Genomic DNA, 20,397 nt, shown 5'->3' with positions numbered 1-20,397 from the left:
TTATAGAAAGTCCACCTCTTCTGAGGTGGATTTTCGTATTTTTGCATCACTATTAATATATCTAAAAGCAATAACCCAAATTATGAGAAAAAACAGATTACTATCTACTATGCTTTTGTCGGCACTGGCTTCTATCGGTGTCAACGCACAGCATCAGTTCACAGTAAACACCAAGCCTGGTGCACCAGTTCAGTCAACAATGTACGGAATCTTCTTTGAAGATATAAATTTCGGTGCTGATGGCGGACTGTATTCCGAAATGGTAGAAAACCGTTCATTTGAATTTCCAGACCGACTTATGGGTTGGAATGTATTTGGTAATGTCGCTGTTAACGACATTAAGCCTGCATTTGACCGAAATCCTCATTATGTAACAGTGTCACCTTCTGGTCATCGCGAAAAACAGTCGGGATTGGAAAATCACGGCTTCTTCGGTATGGGAATAAAGAAAGGTATGAAATATGACTTTTCAATCTACGCACGTCTTAATCTACTACAAGGTAAGAGCACTAAATTCCGTGTCGAGCTTGTTGGTGAAGACGATGTGCCAATATGCCAAGACACAATTGTTGTGACCAACAACCAATGGCAAAAATATACAGCTACACTATCTTCTGACAAGACTATGGAGAAAGCTTTCATGAGAATTTTCCTTATGTCTGGAGAAAGCGTAGATTTGGATCATATCAGTTTAATGCCACAAGACAACTGGCATGGAATGCGTGCAGACCTCGTAAAAGATCTTGCCGACCTACATCCTGGTATCTTCCGTTTTCCTGGTGGATGTATCGTTGAAGGTACTGACCTTGAAACTCGCTATCAATGGAAGAACACTGTAGGTGCTCCAGAAAACCGCCCACTTAATGAGAATCGCTGGAACTATACATTCCCTCACCGTCTGTATCCAAACTATTACCAGACTTTAGGACTTGGTTTCTACGAATTCTTCCTGCTTTCTGAAAAAATTGGTGCACAGCCTTTACCTATTTTAAGCTGTGGACTGGCATGTCAATACCAAAATAGCGACAACGACAAGAATGCCCACGTCGCTCTTGACAAGTTACAACCTTATATAGACGACGCCTTAGACCTTATTGAGTTTGCCAACGGACCTGTTACAAGCAAATGGGGAAAATTACGTGCAGATATGGGGCACCCTGCACCTTTCAATCTCAAACAGATTGGAATCGGAAACGAGCAATGGGGATCTATGTATCCAGAACGTCTGGAAATGTTCGTAAAGCAAATTCGTGCCAAATATCCAAATATTAAGATCTGTGGTTCAGCCGGACCTTCAGCTAGTGGTAAGGAATTTGACTATGGCTGGGAACAAATGCGACGTTTAGGCGTGGACCTTGTTGACGAGCACTATTATATGAGCCCGGAATGGTTCCTTAAGAATGCAGGACGTTACGATAAATACAGCCGTAAGGGACCGAAAGTATTTGCTGGAGAATATGCGAGCCATGTTAAAGGACAAGGTGATAAGCCTACTGTTGCAATGAATAATTTTGAAGCAGCACTATCTGAAGCAGCATTCATGACAGGTCTTGAACGAAATGCAGATGTTGTACACCAAGCAACTTATGCTCCACTATTCGCACATGTAGAGGGTTGGCAATGGCGCCCAGACCTAATATGGTTTAACAATCTTGAAAGTGTACGTTCTGTAAACTGGTATGTACAAATGCTATACGGCACAAACAGAGGAACAAACGTTTTAAGCTTGCTTGAAGACGGCAAGCCTATAGAAGGTGCTGACGGATTGTATGCAAGTGCTGTATATGATAAGGAAGCCAAAAATTATATCATAAAGATTGCAAATACAGGTGATGCAGACAAAGACATCAATATCACTTTCAATGGTATAAAGAACCTAGGTTCTGGCAAACTCATTACATTGCACAGTAACGATCTACAGGCTACAAACACATTGAGCAACAAAGAAAATGTAGTTCCACAGACTACAAATGTCGAAGCTAAAGGTAATACGCTATCGGTAAAAATACCTGCTAAAACATTTGCTGTCTACCGATTCTAATCAAATGGATTGATATATATTAAACTTATAAAGAGATTTTGTTGCTAAATGATAAAATGTTTGGCTGTTTCATTGCTTTTTATTACTTTTGCACTTATAATAAGGTAAAAAGTATTGAAATGGATAAATTGCCAAATGACCCAATGATTCTCTTCAGCACATTAAACATGCTGTTGCGTGATGACTACACTTCTCTTGATGAACTGTGCGATGATATGAATGTAGACCGCACACATCTTGAAAACAAGTTGGCTTCTGTCGGCTTCGAGTACAGTAGGGAAAACAACAAATTCTGGTAAAGATATTATGTGAAGGACTCTCACGCATTGTGAGGGTCCTTTTTTTGATACTGCAAACTTAATCGAATTCAATTTGAATTAACAATAAAGAACTAAAGAACAATGGCAAACTTAAGATTTGAGGCTGTAGCTGGGGCCTTTAAGAAAAGACCACTCAACGTAGAAATACCTAAGAATAGACCTTCTGAGTATTTCGCTAAGTATGTGTTCAATCGTCAGAAGATGTACGAATATCTACCTGCCGACGTTTATGAAACGTTGATTGACGTGATTGACAACGGCTCACGGTTAGACCGCAGTATTGCAGATGCAGTAGCCAGCGGCATGAAGAAATGGGCAATGAAAAATGGAGTTACTCACTACACTCATTGGTTTCAGCCTCTTACTGAAGGTACAGCCGAGAAACATGATGCTTTCGTAGAGCACGATGGGAAAGGCGGAATGGTTGAAGATTTTTCAGGTAAGCTCCTTGTTCAACAAGAACCTGACGCCAGCAGTTTTCCTAACGGTGGTATCAGAAACACTTTTGAAGCTCGTGGATATAGTGCATGGGATCCTACATCTCCTGTATTCATCATGGATGATACATTGTGTATACCAACTATATTTATTTCGTATACAGGTGAGGCTCTTGACTATAAGGCACCATTACTTCGCTCACTCCATGCTGTAAATATTGCGGCAACCGAGGTATGCCACTATTTCAATGAAGATGTTAAAAAGGTAAGTGCAAATCTCGGTTGGGAACAGGAGTACTTCCTTGTTGATGAAGATTTATACTCTGTTCGCCCAGACCTCATGCTCACAGGACGCACTCTTATGGGACATGATTCTGCTAAAGATCAACAGATGGACGACCATTACTTCGGAACTATTCCCGAGCGCGTGCAGGCTTTCATGAAAGATCTTGAAATTCAAGCTCTTGAACTTGGTATTCCATGCAAAACTCGCCACAACGAAGTTGCACCTGGACAATTTGAACTTGCTCCTATATTTGAGGAATGCAATCTTGCAGTAGACCACAATATGCTATTGATGAGCCTTATGAAAAAGATTGCTAACAAGCATGGCTTCAGAGTTTTACTACATGAAAAACCTTTTAACGGAATAAACGGTAGCGGAAAACACAACAACTGGAGTCTTACTACAGATACTGGTATTCTTTTACATAAGTCTGGAAAAACACCAGAGGACAATCTACGCTTTGTTGTTTTCATTGTCGAAACTCTTATGGGAGTATATCGTCACAACGGATTGCTTAAAGCTAGCGTAATGAGTGCTACAAACGATCATCGTCTAGGAGCTAACGAAGCACCACCAGCAATTATTTCCAGTTTCCTTGGTAAGCAACTTAGTGTTTTACTTGATCATATAGAGAAATCTGACAAGAACGATTTGTTCACTGTAGCAGGAAAGAAAGGAATGAAACTTGATATTCCAGAGATTCCTGAACTTATGATTGACAACACCGACCGTAACCGTACTTCACCATTCGCTTTCACTGGCAATCGCTTTGAGTTCCGTGCTGTAGGTAGCGAAGCCAACTGCGCAAGTGCAATGATAGTATTGAATGCAGCTGTTGCCGAGGCTCTTACTCACTTCAAGGAGCGTGTAGATGCATTAATTGCAAAAGGAGAGGAAAAGAATTCTGCAATAGTAGATATTATCCGTGAAGACATTAAGGCAACAAAGCCTATACGTTTTGACGGCAACGGATATAGTGAGGAATGGAAAGTCGAGGCTGCAAAGCGTGGGCTTGACTGCGAGGCTTCATGCCCAATTTGCTTCGATCGCTATCTTGATAACAAGAGTGTAAAGATGTTCGAGGACATGAATGTAATGAAGGACTATGAACTTAAAGCCCGTAACGAAGTAAAATGGGAGACTTATACTAAGAAGATTCAAATTGAGGCTCGCGTTCTGGGTGACCTAGTGATGAATCACATCGTACCAGTCGCCACTCATTATCAAAGTCAATTGGCGAATAACGTTCAAAGCATGTTTAATATCTTCGGCCGCGAAGAGGGACAAGTTCTCACAGCACGCAATATTAAGATCATCCAAGAAATTGCAGAACGCACTCAAAAGATTGAAACTGGCGTTGAGGAACTTGTCGACGCACGTAGAAGTGCCAACAAGATTGACGATGCACGTAAACGTGCTATTGTATACCACGACTCTATTGCTACAAGAATGGAAGATATAAGATATCAGTGTGATAAGCTGGAGCTCATTGTTAGCGATGAACTTTGGACACTTCCTAAATATCGTGAACTCCTATTTATAAGATAATAGTTAAGTATTTTAATAACTAGCATTAAATATTAAAGTCCGTGGAAGTGAAAGCTTTCACGGACTTTTATCTCATACACGCAATATCTTAATATAGTCATAAGTTTAATAAGATATCAACAAACTTTAAGCACCATTAAACTATGTCGTCAATGGTTTCTATCATGTTAGACATCAAGTGAATAATTGTATTCCAAAGGAACGATAATCTTAACTTGGCAGCCTTTACCATTGGGATTTTCATTCAATTCATACACCATTTTAGCCTCATTACGTTCATTCAGCATGGCAAGTGTCTCTCGTATGACTATCATTCCGGTTCCTGTGCTATCATCTTTTGCTTCAAAAGCATTTATTCCACGACCATTATCTGTAACAAGTATCTGCATTATCTTGCCAATATTGCGAATGTTTATATCAAGTCTTGTATCTCCTTCCAATCCACGCAACCCATGCTTTATTGCATTTTCAACAGCTGTTTGAATTATCATTGATGGAATCAAAGTATCATCATCTACATTTTCATCTATTTCCAAGTTATATTCAAAACTATTTGACAAACCATAACGCTGTAAATCAACATAATTATCAATAAAATCCAATTCTTGACATAACGGAACACAGATTTCATCAGACTGTTCTAAACCACTTCTTATAAGATTAACCAAACGTTTTATATCTGTTTCCTTATTACCTTGTTTTCTATTATATATTTCATAATTTAGTACGTTGAAAATGAAGTGAGGTGAAACTCTGTTTCTCAATTCCTCCATACGCAATTTCAATATACGCTTTTTGGCATCTATTACAAGACGTTTATGGCGATTTTTATTATATCTGTATATTCCCCAATAGGCTAAAACTAATAATGATATAATAAACAATGACACAGCAAGCAAGAGTTGCGATGTACGGTAATGTTCCTGACTTCTTGACAAATCAAGTTTCAGTCTCAAAGCCTTTGAATCTTGTTGATAACGAAATGCTGATTCAGCAGTGGCTAATTTCTGTGTTTCACTTTTCACAGAATCATTTATATGTGTAAGTCGTTTAAGACAAATAAGAGCATTATGGTCATCACCTATACGAGTATAATAGTCTACAAGATAATTATATCTCAAACAAATCTGTTGACTGATTACAGATGAATCGGTATTATTCTTCAACAATTTCCTCACTTCTTTTAATCGATTTCGCTGAAGGAGCATGGCTATATTTTGTGTCCCTAAATAATAAATGGCAGTCTTATTATTTGTTTTTACATAAAAATCTTTGCACTTATTATGATATATTTCAGCCAAGTCAATCATTCCATTTCTGATATATGCATCGGCGAGATTCAACCAAGTAATATTTCTATCGAAATCATTACCTGTCATTGTATTGAGATTAGCATTAATGATCTTAAATACTTTAAGCGTATTCTTGTAATCGCCCTTATAAAAATAATAGTTTCCCAACGTGTTATAATAAAAAAAGCGTTGCCTTCCATGCATATAAGGAAGGAGTTTTTTTGCACTTTCAAAGTATGTCTCAGCTTCTGGATAGTTGGCAAGTCCTGTGTATATCTGAGCTAATCCTACAGTTGCTTGAATTTTTGCGTCAATATTATTTAAGGAATCACTTATTAGAAGTACTTTACGAAGACATGAAGCTCCTTTCGCATAATCTGGCATAGCCAAATAAGCATCAGACAAATCCGTAAGGATAGTTGTCTTGTATAATTTCTTCGTCCCTTTCTCTTGATATGAATATGCTAAATTATAATTCTTTATTGCATCCTTGAAAACAAAGTTCATCATAACCCTATTTCCAATCAAAACATAATATTTAGCAAGCAAGTCATTGAGTTTGGGGGATGTCTTTGCAGCATCAGCATATCGCTTGCATTTCTTAAGTAACAAATTCATCCCATGAACATCATTTTTCCACATCATAGATGATCCATGATAAAGCATAAAATAATAATAGTCTGTGCTATCTTTAGATTTATGCATACCTAAGTCCGCCAAACTGTCTATTTTATTACCTTCACTACCAAGAAGTGTATCTAGTTGAGTTTTTATGGAATCGGTTGCTGTGTTGTAATGTTTCTGGCATCCTGTTTTATTACAAGAGCATATTGTTATAACCAATGCTAGCACTGGTAAGAATTTGCGTAAGGTCATTATTGTTAGATATTAGGATATATTTTCCTTAAATCAATTAATTTAGCATTGCTTATTTTAATATCGTCTACCTTTTCAAAAGGAGGTTTCATTATACAATGTCCATCTTTTATAAAAGCTAACAAACGAATGTTTATTATATGTGATGGGTATGGCATCATAAAGGAGTCTGAAAAACATAATAGTTTGTCACCCTTAGTACTTCGTTTCAAAGCATATTTTTTACCATTGCTTAAGAATGCTGTCCAATATCTAGCCTTATCATTGTATGCAAAAAAGGAAATTTCATTAGGGGATAGCATTAGTGTTTCACCCTTCGCAGTGTTAAGCATCACCTGTTCACTCTCGGTTCTTGATTCAACATTTTCCTGCTTGGCATAGCTTTCATCAAGCACTCTCCCTAATACGACAGAAAGTTCTTTTTGATCTATTGGCTTTAATAGGTAATCAAACGCTTTTTCTCGCAATGCTTTTATCAAATATCTATTATATGCTGTGAAAAAGACCACATGGCATTCTTTTTTGAGAAGACTTCTTGCAGAATGCAAAAAATCAAACCCCATACAATCAGGTAGCTCTACATCAAGAAATATTAAATCAGGATTAAAGTCAAGCAATAGTATTCTACCCTCTGCTCCAGTATAGGCATTACCGCAAATATTCAGCTTTGAACATTTTGCTAATTCCGTTTTTAATTGTTCAGTGGCAAGTTTGTCGTCATCAATGATAATAGTTTTCAATAAATATTTCATAATCACTTAAGTGTATTTAAAGTAAGACTTTGAGAACAAACAAAAATAACAACTCCCTATAAACAAACATTGCAATTTCAATCTGAAATGTTTTCATTATAGAGAGTTTACTTTAGTCTATATTTTTGCAAAAATAAGAATATATTTCTTTTAAAGCAAGTTTTATTGATATTTTTTGTCCTTAAAATTAGGGAGTATTCTAATCTTGTTAATAATAAAGATAACCCAATTCTAATTTAATTCAAATGCTAATTTAGCGTTATTGAAAATTAATGCCAGTTCAAGCACACATTCTATCAATTCAAGCACAGAAATGGCAAGTTTAGGGTTTCTTTTGGATTTGGCGATTTTTATATTCGAACAGTAAACTCTAAATTTGCAATAGAAATAAGACATAATGTTCTCACATAAATTATTAGTTTTGATTATAATAAACGTGATGTATAACTTTATTAAAGTTTAAAATAAACGACAACAATGAAGAATATTGCTAAAACTGTATGGTCAACCTTTTTACGAGGTTTTCACTGGTTATTTGTTTCTCCGAGAGAATTTAAATTTAGGACCTTCATTCGAAGAGCTTTTATCACATGTATAGCAATAATGTTGTTTGCTTTAATTGCCCTATCTATAGTATGCGCTTATGAGTATATAAAAAACAAAGATACCACTAGCGAAGCTGAGAATGAAGCACAAGAAACTTCAGACGAAAGATATATTAGTCGCAATATATATTTCCACAACCCTAGCGTTGGGATGGGTTATATATATAACTACCATACTAATGAAAAACTGATAGAAGATGTAGGATTGGTAGCCAAACCTTTTGATGGAGATAGTTTGATATGTTTTTCACAAGGAGAAAAGCGAGGATATTTCAATGCATATACTGGCAAAATTGTGATTCGCCCTTACTATGACAAAGCTTGGATCTTCAGTGATAGTTTGGCTGCAGTACAAAAAGGCAATGATTTGTTTTTTATAGATCATCATGGAAAGCGTGCATTCAAAAAATCATTTGAGTTTTCAAATAATGCCGACGGGTATTGTTTTCATAATGGCTATTGCATAATGGCTGTAGGTGATTGCCATTTTGGCGTTATTAATAAAAAAGGAGAATGGGCTATACCTCCTATTTATGTAGATTTAAAACGTGGAGTCAATGATTACTGGATTGTTAAGAATAAAGATGGATATGGGCTGATGAAAGGCTTCAGAAAGATGATACTACCATGCAAATATATTTATATGGATATTGACGATTCAGGGATTCTTATTCAAAACAAAGATTGTACTATGCAAAGACTGAATTTTGATCTTACAGTAAAGGACAAATTTGTTTGTGACGGAATTGAGCCACTTCTATATCGTACTAGTAAACTTAATAAGAAAGGTACACATATTATGGCTGTAGCTTCATGTAACAGCTATAGTGTAGGAGGTCATACTAGTACTTATGGCTTGATTGACTATAACGGCAAACCACTGACGAAACCTATCTTCTCTGAAATTATTGCCATTAATAAAAATGTATTCCTATGTAATGAAAACAACAATGGCATATTGTTAAACAATCATGGTGAAAAAATAAACAAGTAAATAAATAATAAGCAAAAAGTAGAGATTATAAGACTAATGCTATATTAGTCTATATCTTCTGCTTTTTCTTTTTTAGAATTCTGCATGTCTACAATGTATTCATTTTTGTTTTAGCAATAGGTTACATGAAATATCAATAAATTATTCTAGTAACGATAAATGTAATACCTTTATTATTACAATACGAGATTCACTAATACCTATCTTTTAAAATAAAAACATTTTTTATTTTGTATTGTGTTCGGCTTGCATTATCTTTGCATAAGATAAGGCGGCACTCGACAAAACATGTAAGTAAACTTAATGATTTTGTACTCGCTGGCACTATCTTTGCATAAGATAAGGCGGCACTCGACAAAACATATAAGTAAACTTAATGATTTTGTACTCGCTGGCATTATCTTTGCATAAGATAAGGCGGCACTCAACAAAACATGTAAGTAAACTTAATGATTTTGTACTCGCTGGCACTATCTTTGCATTAAGAAAAGATTAAAACAATGGAGAATCCTTATATCAAGCAGTTTCCCGAACTTATGGCGGGAAAGAAGATTATGTATGTTCACGGTTTCCTTTCTTCAGCACAAAGCGGAACAGTGAAGATGCTTCAGGAACTGATGCCTAAAGCTAAAATCATAGCAGAAGATATTCCTGTACATCCAGAAGAAGCGATGCTGTTGTTGAAGTCTATGGCTGAAAACGAGAAACCAGACTTGATTATCGGAACTTCCATGGGTGGTATGTTAACAGAAATGCTACACGGCTTTGACAGAATACTTGTTAATCCTGCTTTTCAAATGGGTGACACCATGAGCAGTATGACAGGACGACAAGAATTTCAAAACCCACGTAAAGACGGAGTGAATGAAATTATAGTTAACAAGTCACTGATTAAAGAATATAAAGATCTAACAGAACAAAGTTTCACCGACATTGATAATGATGACAAAAACAGAGTTATCGGTATGTTTGGAGACAACGATCCTGTTGTGCACACTTTCGATATTTTTAGAAGTCACTATCCAAATGCAATATATTTTCATGGTGAGCACAGACTGATTGACAAGGTCGCGTTACACTATCTTATTCCTATAATAAGATGGATTGACGACAGACAACAAGCAAAGGAACGCCCAATTATCTATATCAACTATAACGCCATGCATGACAGCTACGGCAAACCTGTAAGTAGCATGCATAAGGCTTACGAAATGCTGATAGAAAATTATAACGTATATATAGTGGCAGAGGCACCAACTAACAATCACGAATATACAGAAAAAGTTCAGAATTGGGTTGAGGAATACATTTCTGCACCAGCATACAACCACATCATATTCACCAACCAGAAACATCTGCTTTATGGAGACTATATGGTTGATTTATTTCCCGATGAGAATTTCATGGGTACCGCAATTGAGTACGGTAGTGAGGAATTTAAGACATGGGAAGAGGTAATAATATTTTTTGAAAGACTTGGAGGACAATAATTTATGGATACAGAAATAGTTTATGGTTTCGCTGAATGTAAATTCGGAACAATTGTAGTAGCACGCAGGTCAAAGGGTATCTGTGACCTACAGTTTTTAGGATATAATAAAATGGAGGTTATCCACGAACTCGCTTCTCACTGGGGTGTGTACACTCCTACTACACAAGATGATATGATGGCTGATACCGTAAAGAGAATTATCTTTGACGGATACGACCATGAAATAGACATAGACCTTCATGGTACGGAATTTCAACTTAAGGTGTGGAAAGAAGTGATGAAAGTACAAAAAGGTGAGACTATTTCTTATCAGGAACTGGCTGAACGTATTGGCGAGCCGAAGGCTGTAAGAGCTGTCGCCAGTGCTGTAGCTCAGAATCCTATTGCAATGCTTGTGCCTTGTCACCGCATCATACATAAAGACGGAACTCTTGGGGAATACCATTGGGGAAAAGAACTAAAGAAGCAACTTCTTGATTGGGAAAAGAGTACAGATGTCTAATTTCATATCAAGCAATGAACTCTTTGACCGCATCCTTGATATTATTCGCGCGGATGAAGGCTCACCTATAAACAAGATGCTTCACGAGACTCTTGTTCTGGCATGCAGTCAGGGGCTGACAGGCAACAACCTTGCTTTCGGTAACTTATTTTCTCAGGTAGACTTTCTTTGCAAGAAACATCATGTAGCAACGAATGATGCGATTGCCATTCAACGAATGAGACGTAACAGTAATCATGCACAGGCTATTGACAAAAGCGACCTTATGTATGATTGCCGTGCATTGGCTATATTTATTTCAGCCGTTTTTGATACTGATATTCCTTCTTCGTTGGTAGGCTTACTACCTGTCGAAGATAAACCGCAGCAAGAATATCGTCATATAGACTATCGTTATATACGATGCATCGTAAAGAGCTTTGAAGATAAATATCTCACTGCCGAAATTGATCAGGATTCTACAAACCGTGAAATCAGCATACATCTAAAAGAAGAACAAGCATATCTTAATGACATATTAAAAAAAGGTATGCAGATAAATCTTATAGACGTTACATCCCCTTTGGAAGAATATGATGGAAGCAGTGAAACTTCTATAATTGTGATTGAGCCAGACTTTCTTATAGATATAAGTAGCATTGCAAGATGCTTCACCGAATATGGGCATAATCCGTTGTCATATACAGTAAACAGTATGTCTTCGGCAGCCAACAGTCAAGCGATACTAATAGGTAACTTCGCAGGAAGCGCTCTTGACGACATCATAAACAGTAAGACTAAATATGACTGGGCTGAAACATTCAAGAAAAATTTTAAAGAGAAGGCTTTGGAATATTGCACGTGTCCCGATTTAAATAAAAAAGAGGATTTCCGTGTAGCAGCAATTAAACAGACAAGAAACATTCAGCAAATTGTTGATTACATAAGAAACGACTATCTATCTTCGGATAGAAAAAGCAGTGCTATACTGGAGCCATCGTTCATCTGTGAACAACTTGGAATACAAGGACGTGCCGACCTTATGACTACTGATTTTTCTCTGCTTGTTGAGCAAAAATCAGGAGGCAACTTCAATATACAAAGTAATCAACCAAATGAATACGGAAGTTTTCAGAAAGAAGATCATTATGTACAGTTGTTATTGTATTATGGCGTACTTAAACAAAATTTTCATGTAGGCAGCAACAAGACTGATATAAGACTGCTCTATTCTAAATATCCTTTACCCGGGGGGCTTGTAGTTGTAAACTTCTATCAAAAGCTGTTCCGCGAAGCTATTAAATTCAGAAATCAGCTAGTGGCAAATGAATTCAGTTTTGCGATAAATGGATTTGACGGAGTTATTGAAGAACTTTCAGCCGAAACCTTAAATGAAAACCAACTGAATAATAACTTTTTCAACAATTGGATATTGCCGAGATTTGACGATTTGTTAACTCCATTGCATAACCTATCAAGTCTTGAGAAGGCATACTTCAATAGAATGATGACGTTTGTGTATAGAGAGCAGCTGGCTAGTAAAGTAGGTTCGCAAGAAGGTGTAGGCAACAGCATTGCCGATTTGTGGAATATGCCATTGGCAGAGAAGAAAGAGACTGGAAACATATATACCGACTTGCGAATAGTAAACAAGGAGAAAAGCAATGACTTTAACGGATATGATACCATAACATTCAGCGTTCCTGATCAAGGCGCAGACTTTCTTCCAAACTTCAGAATGGGCGACATGATATATATGTACGCATATAATGAAAACGAAGAGCCAGATGTAAGAAAGACTCTCTTGTTTAAGGGTAATCTTATTGAAATACATTCAAATAGTCTTACCGTACATCTAACGGACGGGCAACAAGATTCGTCTATTTTTACCGACACAACTTATGCGATAGAACACAGTGGCAGTGATGCATCTACTACTTCAGCAATCCGTTCACTTCATAAATTTATCACTTCGCGACAAAGCTTCAAAGACTTACTTTTGGCTCAACGCCAACCACGTAAAGATGAAAGCATACAATTAAGTCATAGCTACAATCCATCGTATGATGAAATTATACTTAAAGCCAAACAGGCACTTGACTATTTCTTACTTGTTGGTCCTCCGGGGACAGGAAAAACAAGTATGGCTCTGCAATATATGGTGAGAGAATCTATAAGTTCCGACCAATCTATATTGCTTATGAGCTATACCAACAGAGCTGTTGATGAAATATGTGGAATGCTGAGTGACAACGATATAGATTATATACGTATAGGCAACGAGTTTACTTGTGACACAAAATACAGACAACACCTCTTATCACAGATAATAGAAAACTGTCCGAAATTAAATGTCATAAGGCAAAAGATTTTAGATTGCAAAGTAATTGTTGGCACAACATCAACAATTCAAGGTAAGTCTTACCTGTTCAATCTAAAACACTTCTCTACTGTTATTGTTGACGAGGCAAGTCAAATCCTTGAACCGAACATCATCGGACTATTGGCTCAAGCTGATTCCAAGTTCGTTCTTATTGGCGACTACAAACAGTTACCGGCAGTAGTTCAACAAGATTCTGCTATTTCATCTGTAAATGATGTAAGCCTTAACAATATTTGCCTCGACAACTGTCGAAACTCATTATTTGAAAGGCTTATACATATTGAGAATATTAATAACAGAAATGAATTTACTGGTGTGCTGAGACGTCAAGGACGCATGCATCCTGACATTGCAGAATTCCCTAACAAGATGTTTTATTATAAGGAAAATCTGCAACCAGTTCCTCTTGAACATCAGACAAAAAAGCAACTTGAATATTCATTGGAATCAATTGACTATCTTGATAATGCATTAAAGGCTCGCCGAATGGTATTCATTCCTTCAAGATTCTGTAAGGAACCTAATATATCAGACAAGGTAAACTCAGAAGAAGCTAAAATAGTCACAGATATACTAAGACGCATATACAGATTCTATGGTGTTAAGTTCAATGCTGACAAAACTGTAGGAGTGATAGTACCCTATCGCAACCAGATCTCAATGATAAGAAAGGAAATTGAGAAACTTGGTATTCCAGAACTAGGAGATATAAGTATAGATACTGTTGAGAGATACCAAGGAAGTCAACGAGATGTAATAATATATTCGTTCACCATCCAGAATCGTTATCAATTAGACTTCCTTACAAGTAATTGTTTTGAGGAAGATGACCATATTATTGACCGCAAACTGAATGTTGCAATTACAAGGGCTAGAAAACAAATGATCCTTACTGGTAATGCAGAGATACTTAATAATGATATTATATTTAAAAGCCTCATTGAGCACATAAAGTCCAAAGGCGGATATATTGAATATGAATAATAATAGGTAGCAACGAATCTTATTAGAAAATATCACTAAGCTTAAACTCGTTTTTGGCTTTAATGACTAAAATACAATCTAATATTTAATTCGATAAAAATTTGGAACTAAATAAATATATATATATATTTGCAATGACTAATTAATATTAGAGAGTTACTCCCACAAAGGGAGCGAAATTAATATAAATATAAACCATTATGAAAAAAATTTTATTTGCAGCTATGTTGTTGTTTGCTTCAACATCTTTTGCACAACATGCCATTGGTTCATTAACTATTCAACCAAAAGTTGGTTTAAACATTGCAAACATTACTAAGGGGTGACAACAACGATCCACGCTGGAGCGGTGTTGTAGGTGCAGAGTTTGAGTATCAGGCTACGGACATGTTCTCTATCAGTGCTGGTGCCCTTTATTCTATGCAAGGTGCTAAAAACAATGGAACAACAGCTAAGTTGGATTATATCAACGTTCCAATTCTTGCAAATGTTTATGTAGCAAAAGGTCTTGCTATTAAACTGGGTATCCAACCAGGTTTTAATGTAAACAGCAAACTATCTGGAAGTGAAGGCGGTTTTAGCTATTCTAGCAGCTTTGACGCTAAAACTATTGATTTTTCAATTCCAGTAGGTATTTCTTACGAATACAACAACTTTGTCATTGACGGTCGCTACAATTGGGGTACAACCAAGATTATCGATGGTTCAGACTCAAAAAACAGCGTATTTCAGATTACACTTGGTTACAAATTTGAGTTGTAATCAACAATAAATACGTATAAAAAATTAAACCGCCATCAGGTTTCACAATCTAATGACGGTTTTTTCATACACTAAAATGATTATTTTGAGGTTTGGCTATTGGTTTTCACCATAGCCGAGTAATTTTTTTATATCAAATCTGCCAATGCAGAGTATTTTTTTATCGAATTTGACTCACATAATAGCCTATAAAACTCGCGTGCACTGTTTTTTACATACGCATTTTTCAAAAGATGAACACACCCTTCCATGTTATCATTGACTCCCTCGAGAGGTACACCTATCAGTCCGTCCTCATCATGAATTGTAGTTTCGGCAAGTACCGTGACATAACTTGTTTCTCTAATAAGCTTCAACAAGATGCTAACGTCATTAAGTTCTATTCTCACCTTATATTCATGGTCAGTATGCGAACATATATCATCAAATGTATTGCGTGCCTGAAGTCCTAAAGCCGGCAGTGCCATATCATAACGTTCTAATTCTGACAAAGAAATAGATTTATGACTAGCCAACGGATGACTTTCATTTACCACGACATTAAGCCTATTATTAAAAAGCACATGGCTCTCAATATGTTCATATCTTCGTGTAGGTTTGAAAGCCAACACAAAATCAACTTCTCTCTGTTGCAACATATCCATAAGCTCAGTCATTGGCTTATAGTAAATATTAAGCTTCACCTTAGGATAACTCTTCATAAATTCAAGAAGGGAATCCGTTAGCAGTGGGCTAAACGTATATGTAACACCGATGTTCAGAGTTCCACCTATCATTTCTTTCAAGTCGTTCATGCTTTCCACGCATGTATCGGCATCTATAATAGTCTTTCTAGCATAAGGAAGCAGATGCTCACCATTTTCTGTAAGCAGCACCTCATGACTATTACGCTGGAATAAAGACACTCCCAATTCACGCTCCAACTGTCTAATCTGCTGCGAGAGCGTACTCTGCGTTATAAAAAGTTCTTTAGAAGCTTCCGAAAAGTTCAGTGTTTCTGCTGCCTTAAGGAAATATCTCAACTGTCTTAATTCCATAAATTCGTTCAATTATAGTATCGTGTAACTCTGAATGAAAACTTCTTAAATATGAAAATCGGAACTGTGACTCCCAATACCATACCCAAGATATCAAATGAACAAGTAAATCCATTCGATGCACAAAGATACAAATAATGATTGAATAATTCTTCTTTTTGAGCTGACAAACAGAAAACTAATCCTTCTATAGTGTGATAAGCATATATTCCAGGGATCATAGGAAGAAGAGACGGAAAAGAAAAAGTCTCTGGTGGACATTTAGCATAACTTGATAGCAATACAGCCAAACAACCTATAACAAGAGCTGCTATGAAACTTGCATTTATAATCCCCCAATGAAGACTACTGTTCATCAGTATAAATCGCGTTGCATGCCCCATTCCAGCGATAAGAGCGCAGTATTTATAAGCCTGTTTTGGTGGGTTACTTATACTTGCGAATCCTATTCCTGCTAAAGCTGCAAAGAATGCATCCTGAAAAATTTCTAAGAAAAACATCTATAACTATATATTTTGTATGCTAAAACTTTTTCCCATAAAAGAACGATCAATCCGTCTGCTAGAATATCTTCAAATTCATCAATAGCATTCCTGCAGCAAGTCCACATGACAGGCAGAAGGTCAGCATTGCAGCTCCCATAAATCGACTAAAAGACACTAGATAATGTCCATCAAGCATATCACTCAACGAATTGATATATGGGATACCTGGTACAAGATATAAAACGCTTGTTCCAACGGCCAGTTCTGGCGTAGTTCCAATATGGAATACATATCCTGCTGAGCCTATAACTGCTGAGAAAAAAGAACAGACGAAGAATACCACTCTGTCATCAAATCCATCCTCTAGCATCATTTGCTTCAATCTGAATCCAGCGAATGTTGCTACAAAGACTATAAGCATAGCCATTGGATCACCACCAAACAAACGGCAAAAAGACATATTCGCTAGCGAAGTAAGTACTAGCACAAGCCATTTATTTGTATACGGCGCTGTTATAATTTTATTAAAGCGTTCACGTGCTTCTTCAAAGCTCACCTTTGCGTCAGATATTGCCCAACTAAGTTCGCTAAGTCGTGTATTTTTATAAAAACTAATACCAGTTCTTGGCTTTCGCTTCAAATAAATAAACGACTGCTTTGTATCATTATCGAAAACACTCAGATGTACAGAACTAGGCATGATTGTAATCTCTGTTTTGAGATTCCAGGCCTCAGCAATTCGTGTAACGTTCTTGGTTATCCTAATGCATGTTGCGCCACATCCTAACAACCATGCTGCATATTCAGCAAGGAACACATAAGCATCACGTACATCAACAGGAGTGTTATTAGAGAACGTCATCTTCTGCGCCGTATATTGAGTAATCGTCTCCAATCTCAATAATATTGTGATGATTTATTGAATTATGAAACTTGTTGATTATCCTGAAACAAAACATCAATAACAATACAGCTACGACTACACTCCACATTATAACCTGATTATTCATATCGAAATACTTATTTAATCGAAATACTTATTTATAAATTCGAAGCAAAGGTAATACCATATCGTTACCTACGAAAATAATGATGCGTGTTTATTACGATAGCGGCTATTGGCTTTTTCGATAGCAACAACTACCAGTTCCATCAATAGCCATAAAACAAAAAAAGGGACTCCGCTGAGTCCCAACCTTTGTTAACCTTAAATCTAATACTATGAAAAACACGTTGCAAAGATATTCCAAATATTCTTTAGCGTCAAGCTATTAAGACTGAAATTATATTTTTATTTAGGTTTTCATGATATAAATCAAGCCTGTGTGCGATAACAGTTCCCATTTTGCATTACATTATAATATAAATATCTCTTAAAAACTTGTTTAATTCAAATATAATATCTAACTTTGCAAAAAGAAAGAAAAAAGCATAGCGAGCATATTATAGGATACAGAATTCCGACACCACATGATGTCGGAATTCTTTATTTTATTGTCCTCGCCAAAACTTCGTAATATTAATAATAATAAATTAAAACATTATGGCTTACATGTCACAAGAAGGCTACGATACATTAGTAGCAGATCTTAAAAGGCTCCAATCAGTAGAGCGCCCTAAGGCATCAGCCGCAATTGCTGAAGCCCGCGACAAAGGTGATTTAAGTGAAAATTCTGAGTATGATGCCGCTAAAGAGGCACAAGCTCATCTCGAAGATAAAATAAACAAGATTAAAATTGCCATAGCCGAGGCTAAGATCGTTGATACATCTCGCCTCAGCACTGACGCCGTACAGATTATGTCGAAGGTGGAAATGACTAACATGGCAACAAAATCAAAGATGACCTACTCTATCGTCAGCGAGAGCGAGGCCAACCTCAAACTGGGCAAAATAAGTATCAAGACACCTATTGCACAAGGATTACTTAATCATAAGGTAGGCGACATCGTAGAGGTAAAAATTCCACGAGGCGTAATAAAGTTGCGTATCGACAAAATCAGCATATAATAATCATTGCATTATTCCTTAACTTTTAATTCAAAAAAGATGAGCACTATATTTTCAAAGATTGCTGCAGGAGAAATTCCAAGCTACAAATGCGCAGAAAGTGATAAGTTCTACGCTTTTCTTGATATCGACCCAGTAACAAAGGGACACACTTTAGTTGTTCCACGCAAGGAAGTTGACTATATCTTTGATATGGAAGATACAGAATTGGCAGAATTTGAGGTCTTTGCGAAGAAAGTAGCAAAGGCTATCAAAGCAGCGTTTCCTTGTAAGAAAGTCGCTCAAGTCGTACTTGGTCTTGAAGTGAATCATGCACACATCCATTTGCTGCCAATGAACAGCGAAGCTGATGTCGACTTTAAGCATCACGTAAAACTAACAGAAACTGAGTTTGAGGATGCCGCTAATAAGATTTACAAAGAATTTCAAAAATTGTAAACACCCCAAAAAACAAAGAAGGTAAGAATAAAGTAATACACTGCTTATTCTTACCTTCTTTATTTTTATATTATCACATTAGATAAATTTATCACCCTTTTTCATTTGCACCTCGGTAACATATTTCCTTACCAAAGCAGAAGAATCCTCTTTCTTGCAAATCAACAGTACATTATCTTTTTCTGCAACGATGTAACCATCAAGACCATTAATAACGGCAAGCCTATCTTTGGGGAGTTTAATTACATTGCTATGTGAGTTTTCCAATATCACTTCAGAGTTTATCACAACATTATCATTTTCACTCTTTTGCATAGACTCGTATATCCCGTGCCATGTTCCTAGATCAGCCCAACCAAAGTCGCATTTTTTCAAAAACACATTGTCTGACTTTTCCAAGACTCCGAAGTCAATTGACAAATTAGGATATAAAGGAAAGTTTTCCTTCACAAACAGATTTTCATCCTCTATTTTCCAGTCTTCATTATTCTGATCCAACTTACGCAATACCACAGGCAACAACTTATAAAGGCTATCGGCAAGATATCTCACATTAGAGAGAAATATACCCGTGTTCCAATACCATTCGCCGCTCTCCATAAATACACGTGCAAATTCACGTTCAGGTTTCTCTATAAACGACTGGACCTTATAGATATCTTCAAAATCAGTATTATCACCAATCTGCACATATCCGTAGCCAGGTTCAGGGCGAGTAGGCTTCACACCCATTGTTAGCAAGCAGTTATTTTTCTCAACAAATTCAAAGCCTTCAATCACATTATCTTTAAATGCATCCTCATTGATTACGGTTTGATCAGAAGGAGAAACTATCAGATTTGCATCTGGACATATTTTCGATATTCTATGTGCAGCCCATGCAACCCCCGGAGCGGTGTTACGATATATAGGTTCAGCCATGATCCTGCTTTCAGAAACATTAGGCAACTGTTCTTTGACGATATCAATATATGTCTCGTTGGTATTTATAAAAATATTTTCTTGGGGAATAATCTTGGCAAAGCGTTCATAAGTCTGCTGCAATTGTGTTTCCCCAGAACCGAAGAAATCAATAAATTGTTTTGGATAGCTTTCACGGCTGCAAGGCCATAATCTTCGACCTTTACCGCCAGCTAATATCACACAATAATTATTATTAAGTGTTTTGTTCATAGT

16 protein-coding genes and 1 pseudogene are annotated in these 20,397 nt (G+C 36.6%); 10 read left to right on the top strand and 7 right to left on the bottom strand.

Annotated features, from left to right (window positions below; translation table 11 throughout):
* Window positions 1–82: 82 nt before the first annotated feature.
* From B045_RS0110625 to B045_RS0110615, 3 genes are all read left to right on the top strand, one after another.
* Entirely contained in the window at window positions 83–2,041 is a 1,959-nt protein-coding gene (locus B045_RS0110625; protein WP_025884274.1) for an alpha-L-arabinofuranosidase C-terminal domain-containing protein, read from the top strand.
* A gap of 119 nt (window positions 2,042–2,160) precedes the next feature.
* On the top strand, window positions 2,161–2,340 hold the full coding sequence (locus B045_RS0110620; RefSeq protein ID WP_018464245.1) for a DUF4250 domain-containing protein: 180 nt from the start codon (window positions 2,161–2,163) through the stop codon (window positions 2,338–2,340).
* A gap of 102 nt (window positions 2,341–2,442) precedes the next feature.
* The gene (locus B045_RS0110615) at window positions 2,443–4,632 is read left to right on the top strand and encodes a glutamine synthetase III family protein (protein ID WP_018464244.1); all 2,190 of its coding nucleotides are present in this window, start codon (window positions 2,443–2,445) and stop codon (window positions 4,630–4,632) included.
* Between the two features lie 167 nt (window positions 4,633–4,799).
* On the opposite strand, the gene B045_RS0110610 is transcribed toward B045_RS0110615, so the two are convergent.
* Both B045_RS0110610 and B045_RS14575 read right to left on the bottom strand, forming a co-directional pair.
* On the bottom strand, window positions 4,800–6,800 hold the full coding sequence (locus B045_RS0110610; protein ID WP_018464243.1) for a tetratricopeptide repeat-containing sensor histidine kinase: 2,001 nt from the start codon (window positions 6,798–6,800) through the stop codon (window positions 4,800–4,802).
* 5 nt (window positions 6,801–6,805) lie between these two features.
* Complete coding sequence (locus tag B045_RS14575; RefSeq protein WP_018464242.1) at window positions 6,806–7,552, bottom strand: LytR/AlgR family response regulator transcription factor; 747 nt, start codon at window positions 7,550–7,552, stop codon at window positions 6,806–6,808.
* Window positions 7,553–8,155: 603 nt separating this feature from the next.
* Between B045_RS14575 and B045_RS0110600 the strand changes: the two genes are divergently transcribed.
* From B045_RS0110600 to B045_RS14570, 5 genes and pseudogenes are all read left to right on the top strand, one after another.
* Window positions 8,156–9,151: a WG repeat-containing protein gene (locus tag B045_RS0110600; protein ID WP_018464241.1), complete on the top strand. Its 996-nt coding sequence runs from the start codon at window positions 8,156–8,158 to the stop codon at window positions 9,149–9,151.
* Between the two features lie 500 nt (window positions 9,152–9,651).
* Window positions 9,652–10,641: a YqiA/YcfP family alpha/beta fold hydrolase gene (locus B045_RS0110595; RefSeq protein WP_018464240.1), complete on the top strand. Its 990-nt coding sequence runs from the start codon at window positions 9,652–9,654 to the stop codon at window positions 10,639–10,641.
* A 3-nt stretch (window positions 10,642–10,644) separates the two neighbouring features.
* Window positions 10,645–11,145: a methylated-DNA--[protein]-cysteine S-methyltransferase gene (locus B045_RS0110590; RefSeq protein ID WP_018464239.1), complete on the top strand. Its 501-nt coding sequence runs from the start codon at window positions 10,645–10,647 to the stop codon at window positions 11,143–11,145.
* The gene (locus B045_RS0110585; protein ID WP_018464238.1) at window positions 11,138–14,491 is read left to right on the top strand and encodes a DEAD/DEAH box helicase; all 3,354 of its coding nucleotides are present in this window, start codon (window positions 11,138–11,140) and stop codon (window positions 14,489–14,491) included. Before B045_RS0110590 ends, B045_RS0110585 begins: the two co-directional genes overlap by 8 nt.
* A gap of 200 nt (window positions 14,492–14,691) precedes the next feature.
* Window positions 14,692–15,253 (top strand): annotated as a pseudogene (locus B045_RS14570) (porin family protein).
* A 128-nt stretch (window positions 15,254–15,381) separates the two neighbouring features.
* Here B045_RS14570 and B045_RS0110575 read toward each other — a convergent pair.
* From B045_RS0110575 to B045_RS15355, 4 genes are all read right to left on the bottom strand, one after another.
* Entirely contained in the window at window positions 15,382–16,290 is a 909-nt protein-coding gene (locus tag B045_RS0110575; protein ID WP_018464236.1) for a LysR substrate-binding domain-containing protein, read from the bottom strand.
* An 8-nt stretch (window positions 16,291–16,298) separates the two neighbouring features.
* Entirely contained in the window at window positions 16,299–16,790 is a 492-nt protein-coding gene (locus B045_RS0110570) for a threonine/serine exporter family protein (protein WP_018464235.1), read from the bottom strand.
* Between the two features lie 61 nt (window positions 16,791–16,851).
* Window positions 16,852–17,637 carry a threonine/serine exporter family protein gene (locus tag B045_RS0110565; protein WP_018464234.1) on the bottom strand — a complete coding sequence of 262 codons (786 nt, stop codon included), beginning with the start codon at window positions 17,635–17,637 and terminating at the stop codon, window positions 16,852–16,854.
* Complete coding sequence (locus tag B045_RS15355; protein WP_154650154.1) at window positions 17,624–17,785, bottom strand: hypothetical protein; 162 nt, start codon at window positions 17,783–17,785, stop codon at window positions 17,624–17,626. The genes B045_RS0110565 and B045_RS15355 overlap by 14 nt, the downstream gene beginning before the upstream one ends.
* A 533-nt stretch (window positions 17,786–18,318) precedes the next feature.
* Between B045_RS15355 and greA the strand changes: the two genes are divergently transcribed.
* Window positions 18,319–18,783 carry a transcription elongation factor GreA gene (gene greA, locus B045_RS0110560; RefSeq protein ID WP_018464233.1) on the top strand — a complete coding sequence of 155 codons (465 nt, stop codon included), beginning with the start codon at window positions 18,319–18,321 and terminating at the stop codon, window positions 18,781–18,783.
* Window positions 18,784–18,822: 39 nt separating this feature from the next.
* Window positions 18,823–19,221 carry an HIT family protein gene (locus tag B045_RS0110555; protein ID WP_018464232.1) on the top strand — a complete coding sequence of 133 codons (399 nt, stop codon included), beginning with the start codon at window positions 18,823–18,825 and terminating at the stop codon, window positions 19,219–19,221.
* A gap of 78 nt (window positions 19,222–19,299) precedes the next feature.
* On the opposite strand, the gene B045_RS0110550 is transcribed toward B045_RS0110555, so the two are convergent.
* Window positions 19,300–20,394: a mannose-1-phosphate guanylyltransferase gene (locus B045_RS0110550; protein ID WP_018464231.1), complete on the bottom strand. Its 1,095-nt coding sequence runs from the start codon at window positions 20,392–20,394 to the stop codon at window positions 19,300–19,302.
* Window positions 20,395–20,397 lie beyond the last annotated feature (3 nt).

This window comes from Segatella paludivivens DSM 17968 = JCM 13650 (assembly GCF_000373185.1).
In the GTDB taxonomy this organism is placed as follows: Bacteria; Bacteroidota; Bacteroidia; order Bacteroidales; family Bacteroidaceae; genus Prevotella; species Prevotella paludivivens.
This window is presented reverse-complemented; position numbering and strand designations above follow the sequence as displayed.